A 19,773-nucleotide genomic window follows, 5' to 3' on the forward strand; every position below is an offset into this window, starting at 1 on the left:
ATATTCACCTATCTAAATAATTCCATATCTGCGTTGTAGAGGTCATTTCTTGTGATGTCGGTATCACAGGAAACCAAAAAACGGTTTTCAAAAGCTGATATAAGCAGATTCGGGTTTACATTGTCGGAACTGCCTGCCGACAAAACAACATCAAGTTCTGCAAAGTCGAACTTATCGGTTACTGCAAAGCTCTTTATACCCTGTTTTATGTCAACGGTTTTTATGTCTTTTTTTGATTTCTTTTCAATTTCAATACTTTCGCTTGCAAGCAGTTCTTTAAACTGTTCGCATATTGTATGGGAATTTTCGCTGTCACAGGAAATCTTGATTGTAAATGATGCAAAAGCAATCTTTCCGGCTTTCATAACAGGTTCCGTTACATCAAACACACGAAGCCCTCTTGGCAGACAGCCGTTAAGTCTTGAAATAATTTTTTCAAATGGGAAGTTATCATCCTCAAGCTTGACATCCATACATTCATTCACACCTCTGAAACCGAGCGAAAGCGGCAACGGGAATGTTGCAAACGGATGTGGGTTAAATCCTTCTGTATGCCAGATAGGGATTTTGCTCTTGTGCAATGCACGGAGCATACATCGATTGAGGTCAAGGTGCGAAATATAGCGACATTCAAAATCTTTTTTAAACCATATTCTTACGCTTTTCAAAACACACACCCTTTCCGTATTTAGCCGCACCGCAGTTGTTGCATTTCAGTCTGCAATGCGGTGTTGTTGTATCTGCGTACGCTTTTTTACATTCTCTGATAAGGAAATCCTTAGTTACGCCGTAGTCGATATGATCCCACGGAAGAATTTCATCAAAACTTCTGTGTCTGTTTGCATAAAATGACGGATCAACACCGCATTCATCAAAGAGTTCAAGCCACCTTTCAAGACTGAAACAATCATTCCAACCGTCAAAATGAAAACCTCTTTCACATGCAAGTTCCATAACCTTACAGAGTTTTCTGTCACCTCTTGCAAATACTGCTTCAAGGTAGCTTGTATCGGCATCGTGATAGTTAAACTGAATTTTTCTTGTTGTAATACTGTCCTTGATGTGCTGTTGCTTTTCATGAAGAACAGGGATTGTATCCTGCGGTTCCCATTGAAACGGGGTGAACGGTTTTGGTACAAAAGAGGATGCAGACACGGTTACACGCACCGACTTGCCCTTTGGCTTGTCGGGACATTTGTAATATGCATCAACTACAGACTGACCGAGGCCGGCAATTGCGGCGACATCGTCCATTGTTTCGGTAGGCAGACCAATCATAAAATAGAGTTTTACCGTAGTCCAGCCGCCTGCAAATGCAGTTGTGCAAGTCTGCAAAAGTTCATCTTCACGAACATTTTTATTGATAACATCACGCATACGCTGACTGCCTGCCTCCGGAGCAAAGGTAAGTCCGCTCTTGCGTACGGTTTTAATCTTATTCATAATGTCATCTGTAAAGCCGTCAACACGCAGTGACGGAAGTGAAATGCTGACTTTTTCGTCTTTGCTCCACTCATTCAGCTTGTCAAGCAACGGTACAATCTGACTGTAGTCACTTGAACTGAGTGAAGATAGCGAAACTTCATCGTAACCCGTGTTATCACATAATGCTCTGCATTGTTTATTTATAGTTTCGGGAGATTTTTCACGGACAGGACGGTAAATCATACCTGCCTGACAGAAACGGCAGCCTCTTATACAGCCACGGAAAATTTCCTGAACCGCTCTGTCATGAACTATCTCAACGAGCGGAACTACAAAATTATCAGGATAGAACGACTTGTCCATATCAAGCATAATACGCTTGTGGATTTTAGCGGGAGCATCTCCTTTTGGAGTGAATGACTTGATTGTGCCGTCCTCGTTATATGTTACATCATAGAGTGCCGGAACGTATACACCCTCAATTTTAGATGAGAGTTCTAGAAACTCCTGTTTTGATTTACCCTCAGCTCTGCACCTTCTGAAAAGTTCAATAACCTCAAGGTCAACCTCTTCTCCCTCACCGATGAAGAAAATATCGACAAAATCTGCAATCGGCTCGGGGTTGCAGGCACACGGTCCGCCTGCAACTACTATGTTTTTAAGTTCTTTTCTGTCACAGCTTTTAATCGGCACACCCGAAAGCCTGAGCATATTGAGCATATTTGTAAAGCTGAGTTCATACTGGAGAGTGAAACCGATAAAGTCAAAATCGGACACGGGATCTCCGCTTTCAAGCGCATAAAGCGGAATATTGTGTTTTATCATCTCTTCTTCCATATCAACCCATGGGGCAAAAACTCTTTCGCACCAAATGTACGGCACAGCGTTCATAAGGCTGTAAAGAATTTTCATTCCGAGATGGGACATACCTACCTCATAGGTATCGGGAAAGCAGAAGGCAAATCTGCAATCTACTTTCTTTTTATCCTTGATTACTTCGTTGAGTTCACCGCCGACATATCTGCCGGGTTTTTGAACCTTCAGAAGTAATTTTTCAACTTCTTTGCTGACCATAGAAATCCTCCGTCAGTAGTAGCCGTTGTTTCTGAACAAAAGTGACGCAATGAGATATATACACACAAACAACAGCGAAAAATTATATTTTGAATTTAGCAAGACCGTAAAGCCGAGTACCGTCAGCGGAAAAAGAATTATAAGAGCAGTTATATTTATAATTCTTTCGGCTGATTTTCCCGAGAATTTTCCGCACAGAATAACATACATAAGCTGTCCGCCGTCAAGCGACATAACCGGCAGCATATTAAAAAGCCCTGTGCAGAGATTCGCCATGGCAATCGGCAATAAAAATTCACTATTACATAAGTATAACAGATAAAACAGAATAAAACAAATGAAATTGACTAAAGGTCCGAAAAAAATTATAAAAATGTTCTGACAGGTTGTGTTTAACTGCCTTGAAGAGTTGATAATCTTGATTTCAAACAGCGAAATTTTGATTTTACCAGGCGGAGATTTACAAATGAGCATTGCAAAAAGATGACCGCATTCATGAATAATCACAGCCATAATGCAACATAGAAATTCTAAAAATATGTTCAGTATCACACATATTGCCCCAAGACAAATGAGTGAATACGAAACCGTAAAATCAATGTTCAGCAGACGAAACTTCATCGCTTGTTGCAGTAAACAGATTTGATAAATCTATTTTATTATCGCCCGTATCAAAAACAACGGATTTTTCAAGGTTTGAATAGTACCATTCCCGTGTTGCGGCATAGACCTCACCGCCGAATAAATTAAGCAAAAAAGCCGCAAGAGCTATAATAATACAACACACAAGTTGAATTGTTATCACAAGCTGTTTCGGAGAATTTTTCTTTTCATCACTATTTTCAGCCGATAAAGAGTTCACATCTTCCTCACCTGAATCAAGCTCCTCCGATACCTTCGGGTATTCCGAATACGAAACAGATTTCCAGTCATCGTCATATGTAATGGTATTTCTGTCATCATTATTTTCTGTCAAAAAAATCACCTCAATGCAATATATGCAATGAGGTGAACAAATTTAACTGCATCATTCAATCTTTTGGTCAAGTCTTTTAAAATCGCCTTTTGTAAGGTTGACAAAAAATGCAATTGCAAGCATTAACGAGAAAAATTCCGCAATCGGGAATGCATACCATACGGCTGTATAATCAAACACCATAGAAAGCACCCACGCAATCGGAAGAATGAGTACAAGCTGACGACAGAATGACATAATAAGACTGCGCAGTCCCTTTCCGACTGCCTGAAAAAGTGTTGTAAAGATAATGCCGGCAGCGGCAGGAATAAAGCAAAGGCTGATGATTCTGAATGCAGGGACACCGATATCCATAATATCCTGTGTGCCGCCAAACATAGCAATAAGCTGTTCGGGGATTGTCCACATAAGAATTGTGCCGACCGCCATAATAATTACGCCAATGATGATGCCACGCTTTAAAGCGGAATACATTCTCTTTTTCTTTCTTGCACCGTAGTTATAACCGATAATCGGCATTACGCCCTGATTGAGTCCGAAACAAGGCATGAATACAAAGCTCTGTAATTTATAATATATACCGAGAACAGTAACGGCAGCCTCCGAAACAGCAAGAATTGCATTGAGTCCGATAATCATAACGGAACCTATTGACTGCATAATTACTGACGGAAAGCCTACAACATAGATAGATTTTAATGTAGAACCATTCAATTTGAAATGTTTGAACGAAACTTTAACTTCGTTATTCTTAAAGAAAAGAATGCAAAGGCAGAAAACCATACCGCAGAATTGACCGAATACAGTAGCAATTGCCGCACCAAGAACACCGAGTTCGGGGAAAATTCCTATACCGAAAATCAGGAGCGGGTCAAAAATAATATTTACAATTGCACCGAAAAGCTGGGATAACATCGGGAATATCATATTGCCTGTTGCCTGAAGCGTTTTTTCAATCATAATCTGTACAATTGAAAAGAACGAGAAGCAAAGTACAACCGTCAGATACTGGATTCCGTAATTTAGAATAGCCTCATTCTGCGTGTACATTGCCATAAACGGGCGAACCGCAAAAAGTCCGAGCAATAAAAATATTACATAATTAAAAATACAGGTTACAAAACCGTGAGTTGCTCCGTCGTTTGCCTGAACAAAATTTTTCTCACCTAATTTTCTTGAAACAAACGAGTTTACACCGACTGCCGTACCGGCTGCAAACGCAATCAAAAGCATTTGCAGAGGATACGCAAGCGAAGTTGCGGTCAGTCCGTCTGCGTCATAGTTGCCGATAAAAATACTGTCAACAACATTATACATTGCCTGAATTGTCATTGAAAAAATTGCAGGCAGACTCATTGTCAGAATTAGCCTTGTCATTGGCATAGTTCCCATTTTGTTTTCATGGGGCTTTACTGAATTTTCCATATTTCCCATACTGATTCCTTTCTTATTCGCATACATATAGTTAGTTGATCTTTCGTATCTTCCTGTAAATCCAAAATGCAACAAGCATTACAGCCGTACCAAGCAACACACCGAAAAAGTCAATCCACATATCGCTCACCTGTCCCGATCTTCCCTCAATCCCAAGCTGAATTGTTTCATCAACAAAACAGGTAAACAGTCCGATAGAAACGGTGTAGGGTACAAATTTTATCGGCTTGATTCGGTCAAATGAATAGGCACATGAACAGAGCAATGCTCCCAGAACGGTATATTCCGTAAAATGAGCAATCTTTCTGATTATGTGGTCCGAAAGATTCGGATCGATTCCGAAAAATTTCAAAATTACTGTGACAAAATCAAGGACGCTTTCACTCTCTTGTGCCGACTCAACTGACGGCATTGAAGAATGAATAAACGCAAATGCAATCACTGACGCGGTCAAAACAAACATAATTATTCTGAATCGCATTGAACAGGAATTCGTTTTCATCAAATCACTCCATAATATATTTTACAGATTATTCAGTCAATGTCAACTTTTGAATAATTATTTATCATAATGTACAAATAAATCAAATTTTAAGGCTTTATTATGGAAGATTTTATCTTGCTCAAATATTGAAAAAAACTTTTAAATCTGTTATACTTATCAGGTATTGGCAAAATATAATTTCTAAGGAGCAAATATGTGGTATTTAATAGTATTTTTTATTTCAATGGTTCCGATAGTAGAAATCAGAGGTGCTGTGCCTGTTGCGGTTGCAAATGACTTAAATCTTTTTTGGACATATGTAATCTGCATTTTAGGCAATATGCTCCCGGTTCCGATTATCTACCTCTTTGCAAGAAAGGTTCTTGTTTGGGGTTCTGACAAGAAGTTTATCGGCAGATTCTTTTCTTTCTGTCTTGAAAAAGGCGAAAAAGGCGGCAGAAAACTTGAGGCAAAAGCAGGCAACGGAATGTTTGTTGCACTTATGCTTTTCGTAGGCATCCCTCTTCCCGGCACAGGCGCATGGACAGGAACACTTGCGGCAAGTATTCTTGACCTCGGATTTAAGAAAAGCGTTATAGCCGTTATGTGCGGTGTTGTTATCGCAGGCATTATAATGGGTATCGGTTCGGTACTTGTAGCAAACGGAATCAACTTTATTTTTGCTCCGTAAATAATTTTGGGCAGCACATCGCTGCCCTTATTTTTTGGTGAATTTATAAAATGGAAAAGAAACATATATATGACGCAATTATAATCGGCGGCGGTGCATCGGGACTTCTGTGTGCAATCACAGCAAAGAAACATGACCGTTCAAAGAAAATTGCAATAATCGAAAAAAATGACAGATTAGGCAAAAAGCTGATGTCAACAGGCAACGGCAGATGCAACCTGACAAATCACTGTATATCCCCCGATAAATATGTCGGTTCATTCAAAAAGCAAAGCGAGAAGATTTTTGAAAGATTCAGCGGTGATGAGATGGCGAATATTTTTAAAGATTTAGGTCTTTTAAGCTTTCACGATAACGAGGGCAGATACTACCCGATAAGCAAACACGCCGCATCTGTTCTGGATGTTCTGCGCTTACAGGTTGAAACACTCGGAATAGATGTTTTCACGGAACAGAATGTCAATTCTATAAAAAAATTTTCAAACGGTTTTAAAATTTCATCTGATGACAGCGAGAAAAAGTACGATTTCATATGTAACAAGCTTGTGATTGCAAACGGTTCAAAAGCCGCTCCTAAGCTTGGCGGAAATGCAAGTGCAATTGATTATCTTAAAAATTTCGGTCACAAGGTTGTTTCGTTCTCCCCTGCTTTATGCCCTGTTAAGGTTAAAAGCGATGTTCTGAAAATATTAAAAGGTCTAAGAGTTACGGGCAAGGCACAGTTATACGGTGAACACGGTCGATTAATCAAGGAAGAAACAGGCGAAATTCAATTTACCGAGAATTCGCTGTCGGGAATTTGTGTATTCAATCTTTCATTGTTTGCTAAACCGAACGACAAAATAGTGCTTGATTTATTGCCCGATTATTCGGAAAATGAGCTGATTAAAATAATCAGACAACATATATCATTGTTTTCTGATTTGCCGTGTGAACAGCTTTTGACAGGGATTTTTCAGAAGAGAATCGGACAGGCAATTCTGAAAATCAGCCGAGTTGATTTGTCAAAGATTTGTTCCAAGCTTTCAAAGGACGAAGTATCAGGAATTTGCAAAACAATAAAATCGATGTCATTTACAGTAAGCGGAAAAGAAGATTTTTCACACGCACAATGTGCTTTGGGCGGTGTTTTAGGCAAAGAAATTGACGAAAACACTATGATGAGTAAAATTGTGAAAAATCTTTTTGTATGCGGTGAGGCGATTGACATTTGCGGTGAATGCGGAGGATTTAATCTTCATTTTGCATTTGCCGGCGGAATTATTGCAGGAGAAAATTTATGATCAGAGTGAATAATATACATTTAAGCCTTGACTACGATGATAAATCGGTTCGCAAGGCAGTGGCTAAACAGCTGAGGATTGAAGAAAAATCCATAAAAAGCTGTAAGATTTTTCGCAGATCGGTTGACGCAAGAAAAAAGGATAATATCTACTTTCTTACAACCGTTGACGCTGAACTTAATATCAACGAGGAAAAGGTATGTAAAAAATGCGGTAACGCTCAAATTGCGAGAAAGTATGAATATAATCAGATGAAATTTGGCAATGCGCCATCCCCCATTGTTGTCGGAGCAGGTCCGGCTGGATTGTTTGCGGCACTTATTCTGACAAGAAGCGGTGCAAATCCAATTCTTATTGAAAGAGGTCGTGATGTTGACAGGCGAACTGCTGATGTGAACAGGTTCTGGACAAGCGGTAAGCTTGACATAACTTCAAATGTTCAGTTCGGCGAAGGCGGTGCGGGAACATTTTCTGACGGCAAACTAAATTCAGGTACAAAAGATATAAGACAACGCAAGGTGCTTGAAGAATTTGTAAGCCACGGCGCACCCGATGAAATTCTCTATAACGCAAAGCCGCATATCGGAACGGATATGCTAAAAGGCACAATAAAAAATATCCGCAACGAGATTATTGAACTCGGCGGAAGGGTTATGTTTGAAACAAAGCTTGTTTCAATGGCTTTTAGTGATAACAAGCTGAAATCTATAACTGTTGAAACGGCTAACGGCGATGAAATTATAGAAACAGACAATGTTATTCTTGCAATCGGTCACAGTGCAAGGGATACTTTTGAAATGCTTTATGATTTAAAATTGCCGATTGAGGCAAAGCCTTTCTCGGTAGGAGCAAGAATTGAACATCTTCGTCAAAAAGTTGATAAGGCACAATACGGCAGATTTGCGGGCAACGAAAAACTCGGCTCGGCAAATTATAAACTTAATACGCATCTTGATAACGGACGGGGTGTGTATACATTTTGTATGTGTCCCGGTGGCATGGTTGTCAATGCGTCAAGCGAAGAAAACAAACTTTGCACCAATGGTATGAGTGAATTTGCTCGAGATGCCGAAAATTCAAATTCAGCGTTGCTTGTAGGAATAAACCCGGATGATTATGAATCTGACCATCCGCTTGCCGGAATGTATTTACAGAGAAAGCTTGAATCAAAAGCATTTGTTGCCGGCGGTGAAAATTATAATGCGCCCATACAAAGAGTTGACGATTTTCTTAATAACAGAAAATCCACACATCTCGGTGATGTAAAGCCGAGTATCGGTCCGAATTATGAATTTTCAAATCTAAATGAAATTTTTCCCGAATATATCAGCACTTCAATGGCTCAGGGCATTGTAAAAATGGGCAGAATGTTGCACGGCTTTGATGACGGTGACACTGTTTTGACTGGCGTTGAGAGCAGAAGCTCTTCTCCCGTCAGAATAATGAGAAAAACAGATACACTCGAAAGTGTACTTATTGAAGGACTGTATCCGTGCGGAGAAGGTGCAGGCTATGCAGGCGGAATTATCTCCGCCGCAGTTGACGGCATTAAATGTGCCGAAAAAATCATTGAAAAATCGAATAGATAAATAAACCGGCAGAAACTAATCGGATTGTTTACTGCCGGTTTATTTTGTATTGTGATTTCACCAAGAAATAATGCCGCCCCAATATAATGAAAAATCAAAAAGGCAAAAAGCACTTAATCAATGGGGCGGCTCTTATATAACTTATATAATCTTATTAAATTTTACTCAGAGTATTTACTCCACTGTCCGTTTGAGTAAATCATATTCACATCGGGGATTTTTAAATCACCTGTCTGTTTTGAACCGTCATTGAATATAGCGTAATCTACGCCGTCAGGAAGTTCAAATCTGTATGTATTGTTGCCAATACTTTCCATAGCCTCACCCGGCCAGCTCATATAATTAGAATCTGTTGAACTCCATACATAAATATTCACTGTTGACCAGTTATCTGTATTATTGAAATAAACATAATTCTTTGTCTGAATTGAAGTCGGTTCGGTCGTTGGCTCTGTCACGGTTGTTGCAGGCTGAGTAGGTTCAATATTGCCTGTGTAAGTACCGCAGTATGAGTCTTCAACAGTAAGTTTAACAACATAAGCCTGAATTGAAGTTGCATCTTTAACCGAAATAACAGAATCTTTGTTTACATCAGCCGCAATGAGAGCATCATCACTTAAAGTCGATATGTGAGAAATATATCTTTGTGCTTCTGTTGAATCGCTGATTGTAATTGTTCCGTTTAAATCAACATCACCGATAAGAATCCTGTTTGAAGGTTCAGTTACCGGCTGAGTCGTGGCAGGCTGAGTCGTAACAGGCTGAGTTGTAGCAGGCTGAGTTGTAGCAGGCTGTGTTGTAACAGGCTGTGATGCGGTTGTTGGCTGAACAGTTGTGGTTGGAGCTGTTGTCGGCTGAGTAGGTTTTACAGTCGAATAGTTCTGCCAAGAACCGTTGCTGTAAATTTTATTACCGTCCGCAATCCTGAGGTCATCAGTCTGACTGTTGCCATCGTTGAAAATTACATATTCTGCACCATCAGGCACTTCAATATCAAAAATATCATTACCCTTGTCGGTCATTTTCTTGCCCGGCCATGATGTCATTTCTTTATTGTCATCACTCCAGAAATATGCATTGACCTTTGACCACTTTGTTGATGAGTTATCATAAGCAACAACCTTTACGGCATTCGGGTCTATTTTTGTATATGTATATGTTTCCGGATCGGATGTTGTCTTGCCGTCACTTGCCTTTACTGTTACTGTGGTTACTGTATCGTATGGAAGGTTTGTGCCGATTGTAATCTGCTGACCGTTTGTATAGTTTACAAATTCACCGTTATCTATTGAATACTGAGCATTTTTTGCGTCCTTGAAATTGAGTGTAAGTGTGAGCTCATCAGTATCGTAGTTTGTTGAACCCGGAGTTACCGACGCTGAAGGTTCTTCGGGTTCTGCTTCATAGACAACAGCTATACCTGATGAACCTATTGTACCTGAAATGGTGCTTGATGTAATTGTAAATGTGTTGCCTGAAACAGCGTCTGTGTATGTGCCGGGTTTAGCGTAACCGCCGCCGTTTTCTACCGATACTTCGCCGCTTCCGCTGCCTTTTACAATAACAGCACCGCCGTCTTTACGGGTAATTACAGAACAACCGTCTGATACAGTGTAGTAATCGGCTTTGCCGTCCATTGCATTATGGAACTTATTGATTTGGGCAACCTCTCTGCTGGTGAAATGAGTTGAGCCTTTTTCTCCCATTTTGATACTTTCTTTGTTGGTTGAAGAAGGACGGGAAAAATAAAGAGCAGTAACCTTATTACGGCTTGCAGCAACCGCATAGGCACGGTCAATAACATTCTGGCTCATTTCATTTGAAAAGCCCCAGTCTTTGTTGTTTGACCATGTATCATGGCTTTCACCCCAATAAAGAAGCTTATCGTTTGAAATGCCTTTTTCACTCCAGTTTCCGCTTGAATTAGGAGCTTTGCCCGAATTAAACGAATCACGGAGTTCTTTGCCGTAATTACTGTCTGTGACAGAAATATAATCGGTATACTCTTTCATAATGTCTTCATTGCCTGTCGAACGGTCATCGGGACCACCGAGAATTTCGCCGTAGTTATAAAGACCGTACTGTGTTACCGATTTCCAGAAATCGTCGCCCTCGCTCGGAACACCAATGTGTTTTGCAGCGTCCCAACGAAGTCCGTCAACGCCTACCGACTTGAGTTCCTGAACATAGTTGCAGACTTTTTGCTGAACATATGGATTTTCGGTTGCAATGTCCGGCATACCAATCGAGCCGTGTGTTACCTGCCAACGGTTTTTCCAGTCAATACCTCCGCCGAAGGTATGCCAATACTCGGATGGCTTTAAATCGTCGTCTATGTTGTTGTGATCGCCTCTCAAATGGTTAGCGACAACATCGACAATAATCTTGATTCCGTACTTTTCTGCCTCATCACAAAGCGACTGAAGTTCAGCCTTTGTGCCGACACCATTTGTTCCGATACTGAATGAAATTGGCTGATATAACCAATACCAAGTACCTGTTCCGTTTGGCTGTGCCGGAGAAGTCTGTATACTTGTAAATCCGGCTTTTGCAATTTTAGGCAATTCAGCCTTAATATCGTTATAAGTCCAGTCAAAACAATGTAAAATTACACCGTCCTGAATATTATCTTTGAGTCTGTACTTATTAGCCGATACGGTTGGCGAGCTTTCTGCCGCCTGAACACCGAGTGAACCGGATACAAAGGCAGATAGACTTGCCGACAGGATGCTCACGCTCAATATTGCGCTGAGTATTTTTGATTTTGTTTTCAAATTTTTACACACCTTTCAAATTAATTTCAAAACTCTACAATGTGTCGAATCAGTCGACTGAAACCAATAAATTAAATCAATTTCAATAGGTTTCAGACATAAAGTACGGTAAAGAGCAACACAAATACAGCGCTTTAAAACAGCAGGTTGCAAAAGCACATAATTTTTATACAAATTACCAAGATTCGACAATAATATTAAAGCACCCATAAAAGGTGCCTTAATATGCGACTGTGTCTGTAAGCCGGGTTTTGTCGTGAACAGCCATCTATCTTGGCAGACCGTTACCGAATCTGCTCGATGCCACCTCCTAAGGACACGCCGAGCAAGCGCATAATGTCCTACCACGGTGTTGCTTCAAATAGGGTTTACACGGCAGAGCAGTTTCCTGCCCTCCGGTGAGCTCTTACCTCACCTTTCCATCCTTACCATAATAATGGCGGTAATTTTCTGTTGCACTATCCCTGGAGTCGCCTCCGGCGGCCGTTAGCCGTTATTATTGCTCTGTGAAGCCCGGACTTTCCTCGCACAGTACCTTTCGGCAGCTGCTCGCAGCTGTTCAACACACTCGCACATTTATTTTATACCTTTTTTGTGCAAAAGTCAAATGAAATTTGTGATTTTTACTTGATATAACAGCTTTTTAGGGGTATAATGAAAGGGAATTTATTATAAGGAGTTACCGATATGGATATCAGAAAAGAATCACTCAAAAAACACTATGAGTGGAACGGTAAGATTGAAGTTGTTTCAAGAGTTCCGATTAACTCGGCTGAAGACCTCTCTCTTGCCTATACTCCCGGTGTTGCAGAACCGTGTCTTGAAATTCAGAAGGACTATGACAAGTCTTTTGAACTCACAAGAAGAAACAACCTTGTTGCCGTTGTGACCGACGGTACAGCTGTTCTCGGTCTTGGTGACATAGGTCCTGAGGCAGGTATGCCTGTTATGGAGGGCAAATGTGCGCTTTTTAAGGAATTCGGCGATGTTGACGCATTCCCTATTTGCGTAAGGAGCAAGGATGTTGACGAAATTGTAAACGCAATTTACCTTATCAGCGGTTCATTCGGCGGAATCAATCTTGAGGATATTGCCGCTCCGAGATGCTTTGAAATTGAAAGAAAGCTCAAAGAGAAGTGTGATATTCCGATTTTCCACGACGACCAGCACGGTACAGCCGTTATTGTTGCAGCAGGTCTTATCAACTCACTCAAGCTTGTTCACAAGAAACTTGACGAAATCAAGGTTGTTATGAACGGTGCAGGTGCGGCAGGTATTGCAATTGCAAAGCACCTTCTTAATATGGGTGTAAAGGACATTACGCTTTGCGACAGTAAGGGCATTATCTGCAAGGGTGATCCGAGACTTAACGCTGTTAAACAGGAAATGGCTGAAATTACTAACCTTTCTCACCTTGAGGGTTCGCTTTCAGATGCAATGAAAGGTGCTGATGTATTCCTCGGAATTTCTGCCGCAGGTTGCGTAAGCGAAGAAATGGTTAAGTCAATGGCTAAAGATCCTATTCTTTTTGCTATGGCTAACCCGACTCCTGAGATTATGCCTGACATTGCCAAGAAGGCAGGTGCGGCTGTTGTAGGTACAGGCAGAAGTGACTTTCCTAACCAGATTAATAATGTACTTGCTTTTCCGGGTATTTTCAGAGGTGCTCTCGACTGCCGTGCAAGCGATATTAACGAAGAAATGAAGGTTGCCGCATCTTTTGCAATTGCTTCACTCGTGAGCGATGAAGAGCTTAATGCAGATTATATTCTTCCAGAGGCATTTGACAAGAGAATCGGCAAAACTGTTGCTGAGGCTGTTAAGAAGGCTGCAATTGAATCAGGCGTTGCAAGAATCTGATAAAGATTTGCAAATAAATATTTTAAGAGAAAGAAAAAGAGGAAAACAATGAAAAAGACAGTTACTTTATTGGTACTGATTTCAATGCTGTTCTCCACTGTTTTTCTGTTCACCGGATGCGGTGATTCATCGGTTAAGGAAATTAAGACTGCCGATGATATCAAGGGAGCATCCGTAGGTGTTCAGACAGGTACAACAGGCGATACTTTTGTATCTGACTATGAGGCTGACGGCACCAAGGTTATGCGTTACAGCAAGGGTGCCGACGCTATCGTAGCTCTTACACAGAATAAAATCGACTGTGTTGTAATTGACAGTGAACCGGCAAAGGAATTTGTAAAAGCAAATGCAGGACTAAAAATTCTTGATGAACCTTTTGCAGAAGAGCAGTATGCAATCTGCATTTCAAAGGAAAATCATGAACTCACCGAAAAAATCGACAAAGCTCTTGCAGAGCTTAAAGACGAGGGCGTTCTGGACAAAATCAAAAGCTACTACATAGAGGGCAACACCGATACCGTACCCTACGAATCACCTAAGGATATCAAGTATGACGGTGAACTTCATATGGCTACGAACGCTGCTTTTCCACCGTATGAATATGTTGAAGGCGGTGAAATTGTCGGTCTTGATCCGATGATGGCTACAGCAATCTGTGACAAGCTCGGTAAAAAACTTGTTATTGATGATATGGAATTTGATTCTGTTATCACTGCTGTTCAGACAGGCAAAGACGATTTCGGTATGGCAGGTATGACCGACACACCGGAGAGAAGAAAAAATATCGACTTTTCAACTTCATATGCAAACACAACTCAGGTTATTATCGTAAACGACAGTGCGTCGGGCAGTTTGTTCGGCAATCTCGGCGAAAGCTTTAAAAACACATTCATCACAGATAACAGATGGCAGCAGCTTTTAAGCGGTTTGCTTGTAACCCTTGAAATCACATTGTTTGCAGGTATTATCGGTGTTATTATCGGTTTTGTCATTGCTCTTGTAAGAGCTACTCACGATATTCAGCTTGGAAAGAGAAAATGCAGGAGCTTCGGTGATTGCGTTCTGAAATTCTTTAATGTGATTTGCAACATCTACATTACTGTTATCAGAGGCACACCTGTTGTAGTTCAGTTGATGATTATGTATTACATTATTCTTGCATCTGTAAGAAACGGTATCTTTGCCGCAATCATTGCATTTGGCATGAACTCTGCCGCTTATGTTGCAGAAATTGTTCGTTCGGGCATTATGGCTGTTGACATCGGACAGACTGAGGCAAGCCGTTCACTCGGTTTTAACAACAGACAGACAATGACAATGGTCGTTCTTCCGCAGGCAATTAAAAATGTTCTTCCTGCACTCGGCAATGAAATTATTACGCTTCTCAAAGAAACTTCGGTTGCAGGTTATGTTGCACTTGCAGATATCACATATATTGGTAATATGATTCGTTCAAGAACTTACGAGGCATTCTTCCCGCTTATTACGGTTGCATTGATTTACCTTGTAATTGTACTTGTGCTTTCGTACATCCTCAGAAGATTTGAAAGGAGATTGAAAAAGAGTGAAAGATAACGCATTAATCTCCGTAAGAGGACTTGAAAAATCATTCAGTAAGGATATTCAGGTTCTTAAAGGTATTGATATTGACATTTTTAAAGGCGATGTAGTTGTTGTTCTCGGTCCGTCAGGCTCGGGTAAATCAACTTTTCTCCGTTGCCTTAACAGACTTGAAGAACCGACAGGCGGTCACATTTTCTTTGAGGGTACCGATATTACGGATCCAAAGGTTAATATAAATGTTCACCGTCAAAAAATGGGAATGGTGTTTCAGCAGTTTAACCTTTTCCCCCACAAGACTGTTATTGACAACCTTACAATGGCTCCCGTCAAGCTTCTTGGCAAGAGCAAAGATGAGGCTAAAAAAGACGCTATGGATCTTTTGAACAGAGTAGGACTTGCCGAAAAGGCAAACGCATATCCGAACCAGCTTTCAGGCGGTCAGAAACAGCGTATAGCAATTGTAAGAGCACTTGCAATGAATCCCGATGTTCTCCTCTTTGACGAGCCGACATCTGCGCTTGACCCCGAAATGGTCGGCGAAGTTCTTGATGTTATGAAAGAGCTTGCCAAGGCAGGTATGACAATGGTTGTTGTTACTCACGAAATCGGCTTTGCAAAGGAAGTTGCAACCGATGTTGTATTTATTGACGACGGTGTTATCAAAGAAAAGAACAATCCGCAGGAGTTCTTCAATAATCCGCAGGACGACCGTTTAAAGGAATTTTTATCAAAGGTTCTTTAATTTTAAACAAAAATCAGAGGATTTCAGTTTTCGCTGAAATCCTCTTTTTTTAATTACTTATTTATTTGATTACCGTAAATATATTCTTTGGCTTTTGATATGAGAATTGATTTTTTGTTTGGAACATTTGCATCTACTACAAGCATTAGCAGATAATCGAGAATATTTCCGACATCTCTTCCCTCTTTTACGCCAAGGTTTAACACATCTTTACCGTTGATATCAAGCTGACTCAGCTTAAAACATTCGTTATCTTTGATTATTTCATTAAGATGTGTTTTAGCCGTTTCAAGATATCCGAGCTTTTCTTCTCGCTGATATTCAGACTGGGCAGATATATCGGCGTATTCGACCTCTAACAACTGCTTTGTAAGTTCTGTACCGAGTACATTCATAACCTTTTTCATAAGCTTTTTACTGCCGTTAAAGCGGACATCATGATATTCAATTAGCAGAAGAGTTTTGTTAATAAAATCAGACGGTAATCTTAGTCTGTGCAGAATTTTGTCTGCAATTTTTTTACTTTCAAGCTGATGTCCCTGAAAATGCGATTGACCGCTGTTGTCGGTGGTTTTAACAGGAGGCTTGCCGATGTCATGCAGAAGCATTGTCATACGAAGTATGGGATTCGGCTCAATTGTACCGAGTGCAGTCAGGGTATGTTGCCACAAATCATACGAATGATGTATGTTGTTCTGATCGAAATTGAACATAGCGGTAATTTCAGGAATAATAACAGCAATAGTTTTTCGGTAAGCGTCAAGAATTTTTACGGCATCCTTACCGCAGATGAGCTTTAGAAATTCCGAAGTCACACGCTCTGTTGCAATGTTTTTTAGCAAGTCTGCATTTTTAAATATAGACTTTGATGTGTTCTCTTCAATTGAAAATCCGTAAACAGAGGCAAAGCGTAATGCCCGCAAGATTCGCAGAGCATCCTCATTAAAGCGTGTATCGGGATTTCCGACACAACGGATAATTTTATCTTTAAGGTCATTTTTACCGCCGTATGGATCGACAAGACCGTATTCAGCGTTATATGCCATTGCATTTACCGTAAAGTCACGGCGTCGTAAATCTTCGTTTATGTTTCGTGTAAAGCTTACGCTGTCCGGATGACGGTTATCGGAATAATCACCGTCAATACGGTAGGTTGTGATTTCATAGACTTCACCGCCGCATACAACGGAAATTGTGCCGTGTTTGATACCTGTGTCAAAAGTATGATAAGCCTCAAAGCATTTTTTTGTCTGCTCGGGCAAAGCATTTGTGCAAATATCTGTATCATGCGGAGTCAAACCGAGAAGATAATCACGAACACAACCGCCTACTATAAAAGCCTCATAGCCTTGATTATTCAGTTGTCTGATTAATTTTTCAGCGTTTTTGTTTATTTGCATTTCTTTTTGCAGTCAGTTTAAGATGACTTTCCTTTTTGAATTTTTCTATATAGTGCTGTGCTATATTGTAGAATATATTAAATACAACAAATGTGCCTACAGCAAAGATTACAAGCAATATGATGTTTTCAAATGTAAGAGGTGCAATTGAGAACAATCCGCCGAAGAAGATTGAACCGATTATTATTCCCGCGGAACATCCGATGACCATAACGGCTCTGAGCGGATTGAACGGGATTGATAATCTGATTACAAGCAGCATACATGAAAATGCAGTAAGATATACGCAGAGAGTTGAAAACTGTGCCTGCGGCATATCTGTCATATACTTTAAAATTGCGAGTAATATTGTATCTGCCGAAATACAAAAAGCTGTTGGGAGTGATCTTGCTATTATATTTACGGTGAAATTACCTTTTACTATATCTTTATTCGGCTGAAGTGCGAGAACAAATGATGGCAATCCAACCGTTAATGCACCTACAAGCGTAAGCTGTATCGGTTCAAAGGGATATCCTGTGCGGAAGAATATGAAGAAAATTGAGAGTATAACCGAATAAATTGTCTTTACAAGATAGAGTGCAGAGCTTCGTTCAAGGTTATTGATTGTTCGTCTGCCCTCTGCCACAACGCTCGGCATCGCGCCAAAATCATTATTGACAAGTACAAGCTGTGACACATTTCGTGCGGCATCACTGCCTGACGCCATAGCTACGGAGCAATCCGCCTCTTTGAGTGCGAGAACATCATTTACTCCGTCACCTGTCATAGCAACCGAATGTCCGTGCTTTTTAAGGGCAACCACAAGCTTTTTCTTTTGAGCCGGAGTTACTCTGCCAAACACATTACAACGCTCTGCCGCATCTTCAAGCTCTTTATCTGTTGTCACGGTTGACATATCAATTGCATTTTCTGCACCCTCGATCCCTGTATCAATTGCAATATTTTTAACAGTTTTAACGCTGTCGCCTGAAATTACCTTTAAGGTGACACCCTGTTCCTTAAAATATTTTACCGTTTCATTTACATTATCACGAAGTTTATCCTTGATAAGAATGAGTGCAAGCGGTTTTAAATCATCAGGCAATGAGTCTTTGTCCGGTTCACTATCGCTTTCGGCAAGAACAAGGATTCTGACGGTTTGATTTATCTTTTCAATCTCAGAATACACCTCGGAATACTTTTCCCTGCTTTTTAAAATACATTCAGTCGCACCGACTATGTAGGTCTTGCCGTTTTCAAATGTACCACCCGACCATTTTGTTTCGGACGAAAAATCGCAGAATTTACTGCACTCATACGGTGAAACGGAATCCGAATAGTCACGCAGTGCATACAAAGTTGCATTCAGTTCATCGGACGCTTTTACAATTGAAGAAAGTGCTTTCTTGATTTTATTGTCATCAGCCCCAAATGGAATAACGCCTGTTACTGTCATTTCGTCTGTTGTAAGCGTTCCCGTTTTATCAAGACATAGCACATCAACTCTTGCAAGTGTTTCAATGCAATACATCTCTTGTACAAGCACCTTTTTGGATGAAAGCCTGATAATTGATACTGCAAGAACAGAACTTGTAAGAAGAATCATTCCCTTTGGAATCATACCGACAAGCGACGCAACAGTGCTGATTACAGCAGACTGCAATGTTGCATCGGGCAGGGTGAATTGTCGAATAAAAAATGCAATGCCAATCGGGAAAAGTACAAATGTACAGATTTTGATAATGAAATTGAATGACTCCATAATCTGAGAATTTACTTTTTTAATATATTTGGCTTCGTTATTTATCTTTGCGGCATAGCAATCGGCTCCGACCTTTACAGCCTGAGCATAGCATTTTCCTGCCGCAATAAAACTGCCTGAAAGAAGTTCATCTCCGACATTTTTTTCAATGAGATTTGATTCGCCTGTAAGCAAACTTTCGTTGACTCTGCAGCTACCGTCGCATACAATGCAGTCGGCAGGAATCTGGCTTCCTCTTGAAAGCACAAGAATATCATCAAGAACAATCTCATCTTTACTTATTTCTGCAATTTTACCGTTTCTGAGAACATTGATTTTTTTCTCAGACAAAATAGTCAGCTTGTCAACGCTTATTTTGGAACGAATCTCCTGAACTATACCTATAATTATATTTGCTATAACAACACCGATAAAAAGCATATTCTTGTGTGAACCCACAAAAATCAATGCCGCAAGCAAAATTACATTTATAAGATTGAAAAGCGTAAAAATGTTATCACAAAATATTCTTTTGATTGATTTGGTTTTAATATTAGTTGAAATATTTACCTTTCCTTCATCTATACGCTTTTGAACTTCGGAATTGGTAAGACCGACAAGGTTAGAATTTGTGTTTTCCATATATACCTCATAATAAGAAAATGATATAATTTCAGAAAATAATTTACAATGCACGGCTGTTTATCGCCTTTTCGTAAAATCCTCTGCCAGTAACATTTTTAATATTTTCATCA

15 protein-coding genes and 1 other RNA gene are annotated in these 19,773 nt (G+C 40.2%); 6 read left to right on the top strand and 10 right to left on the bottom strand.

Features of this window, described 5'->3' with window-relative positions:
- Positions 1 to 8: 8 nt before the first annotated feature.
- From RBATCC27255_RS02195 to RBATCC27255_RS02220, 6 genes are read right to left on the bottom strand one after another with little or no spacing between them, the layout of a single operon-like run.
- Complete coding sequence (locus RBATCC27255_RS02195; RefSeq protein ID WP_169923207.1) at positions 9 to 668, bottom strand: TIGR03936 family radical SAM-associated protein; 660 nt, start codon at positions 666 to 668, stop codon at positions 9 to 11.
- Complete coding sequence (locus RBATCC27255_RS02200; protein WP_101028537.1) at positions 643 to 2,499, bottom strand: TIGR03960 family B12-binding radical SAM protein; 1,857 nt, start codon at positions 2,497 to 2,499, stop codon at positions 643 to 645. The genes RBATCC27255_RS02195 and RBATCC27255_RS02200 overlap by 26 nt, the downstream gene beginning before the upstream one ends.
- 12 nt (positions 2,500 to 2,511) lie before the next feature.
- Positions 2,512 to 3,120, bottom strand: coding sequence for a site-2 protease family protein (locus tag RBATCC27255_RS10625; protein WP_341458188.1), 609 nt, complete (start codon positions 3,118 to 3,120; stop codon positions 2,512 to 2,514).
- On the bottom strand, positions 3,095 to 3,475 hold the full coding sequence (locus tag RBATCC27255_RS02210) for a hypothetical protein (RefSeq protein ID WP_101028539.1): 381 nt from the start codon (positions 3,473 to 3,475) through the stop codon (positions 3,095 to 3,097). Before RBATCC27255_RS02210 ends, RBATCC27255_RS10625 begins: the two co-directional genes overlap by 26 nt.
- 51 nt (positions 3,476 to 3,526) lie before the next feature.
- Entirely contained in the window at positions 3,527 to 4,936 is a 1,410-nt protein-coding gene (locus RBATCC27255_RS02215) for an MATE family efflux transporter (RefSeq protein WP_242958536.1), read from the bottom strand.
- Between the two features lie 4 nt (positions 4,937 to 4,940).
- Positions 4,941 to 5,390, bottom strand: a complete 450-nt coding sequence (locus RBATCC27255_RS02220; protein ID WP_046432120.1) for a VanZ family protein — start codon at positions 5,388 to 5,390, stop codon at positions 4,941 to 4,943.
- Positions 5,391 to 5,607: 217 nt separating this feature from the next.
- On the opposite strand from RBATCC27255_RS02220, the gene RBATCC27255_RS02225 reads away from it, so the two are divergent.
- Genes RBATCC27255_RS02225 through RBATCC27255_RS02235 form a run of 3 tightly spaced genes read left to right on the top strand, consistent with a single transcriptional unit; the run spans position 5,608 to position 8,956 of the window.
- Positions 5,608 to 6,084: a COG2426 family protein gene (locus tag RBATCC27255_RS02225; protein ID WP_021883034.1), complete on the top strand. Its 477-nt coding sequence runs from the start codon at positions 5,608 to 5,610 to the stop codon at positions 6,082 to 6,084.
- Between the two features lie 50 nt (positions 6,085 to 6,134).
- The gene (locus RBATCC27255_RS02230; RefSeq protein ID WP_101028542.1) at positions 6,135 to 7,367 is read left to right on the top strand and encodes an aminoacetone oxidase family FAD-binding enzyme; all 1,233 of its coding nucleotides are present in this window, start codon (positions 6,135 to 6,137) and stop codon (positions 7,365 to 7,367) included.
- On the top strand, positions 7,364 to 8,956 hold the full coding sequence (locus tag RBATCC27255_RS02235; protein ID WP_101028543.1) for an NAD(P)/FAD-dependent oxidoreductase: 1,593 nt from the start codon (positions 7,364 to 7,366) through the stop codon (positions 8,954 to 8,956). Before RBATCC27255_RS02230 ends, RBATCC27255_RS02235 begins: the two co-directional genes overlap by 4 nt.
- Positions 8,957 to 9,117: 161 nt before the next feature.
- On the opposite strand, the gene RBATCC27255_RS02240 is transcribed toward RBATCC27255_RS02235, so the two are convergent.
- Entirely contained in the window at positions 9,118 to 11,730 is a 2,613-nt protein-coding gene (locus RBATCC27255_RS02240; RefSeq protein WP_169923209.1) for a starch-binding protein, read from the bottom strand.
- A 224-nt stretch (positions 11,731 to 11,954) separates the two neighbouring features.
- Positions 11,955 to 12,301, bottom strand: an RNA gene (rnpB, locus tag RBATCC27255_RS02245) — RNase P RNA component class A.
- A 116-nt stretch (positions 12,302 to 12,417) separates the two neighbouring features.
- Here rnpB and RBATCC27255_RS02250 point away from each other — a divergent pair.
- From RBATCC27255_RS02250 to RBATCC27255_RS02260, 3 genes are read left to right on the top strand one after another with little or no spacing between them, the layout of a single operon-like run.
- Complete coding sequence (locus tag RBATCC27255_RS02250; RefSeq protein WP_101028545.1) at positions 12,418 to 13,590, top strand: NAD(P)-dependent malic enzyme; 1,173 nt, start codon at positions 12,418 to 12,420, stop codon at positions 13,588 to 13,590.
- Positions 13,591 to 13,638: 48 nt separating this feature from the next.
- The gene (locus RBATCC27255_RS02255; RefSeq protein ID WP_101028546.1) at positions 13,639 to 15,165 is read left to right on the top strand and encodes an ABC transporter substrate-binding protein/permease; all 1,527 of its coding nucleotides are present in this window, start codon (positions 13,639 to 13,641) and stop codon (positions 15,163 to 15,165) included.
- Complete coding sequence (locus tag RBATCC27255_RS02260; RefSeq protein WP_101028547.1) at positions 15,155 to 15,895, top strand: amino acid ABC transporter ATP-binding protein; 741 nt, start codon at positions 15,155 to 15,157, stop codon at positions 15,893 to 15,895. Before RBATCC27255_RS02255 ends, RBATCC27255_RS02260 begins: the two co-directional genes overlap by 11 nt.
- Before the next feature lie 53 nt (positions 15,896 to 15,948).
- On the opposite strand, the gene RBATCC27255_RS02265 is transcribed toward RBATCC27255_RS02260, so the two are convergent.
- Complete coding sequence (locus RBATCC27255_RS02265) at positions 15,949 to 17,295, bottom strand: CCA tRNA nucleotidyltransferase (protein ID WP_101028548.1); 1,347 nt, start codon at positions 17,293 to 17,295, stop codon at positions 15,949 to 15,951.
- Positions 17,273 to 19,660 (bottom strand): HAD-IC family P-type ATPase, encoded by a 2,388-nt coding sequence (locus tag RBATCC27255_RS02270; RefSeq protein ID WP_101028549.1) that lies wholly within the window; start codon positions 19,658 to 19,660, stop codon positions 17,273 to 17,275. The genes RBATCC27255_RS02265 and RBATCC27255_RS02270 overlap by 23 nt, the downstream gene beginning before the upstream one ends.
- Positions 19,661 to 19,773: the final 113 nt, after the last annotated feature.

The sequence above is a fragment of the Ruminococcus bromii genome (assembly GCF_002834225.1).
In the GTDB taxonomy this organism is placed as follows: domain Bacteria; phylum Bacillota; class Clostridia; order Oscillospirales; family Acutalibacteraceae; genus Ruminococcoides; species Ruminococcoides bromii.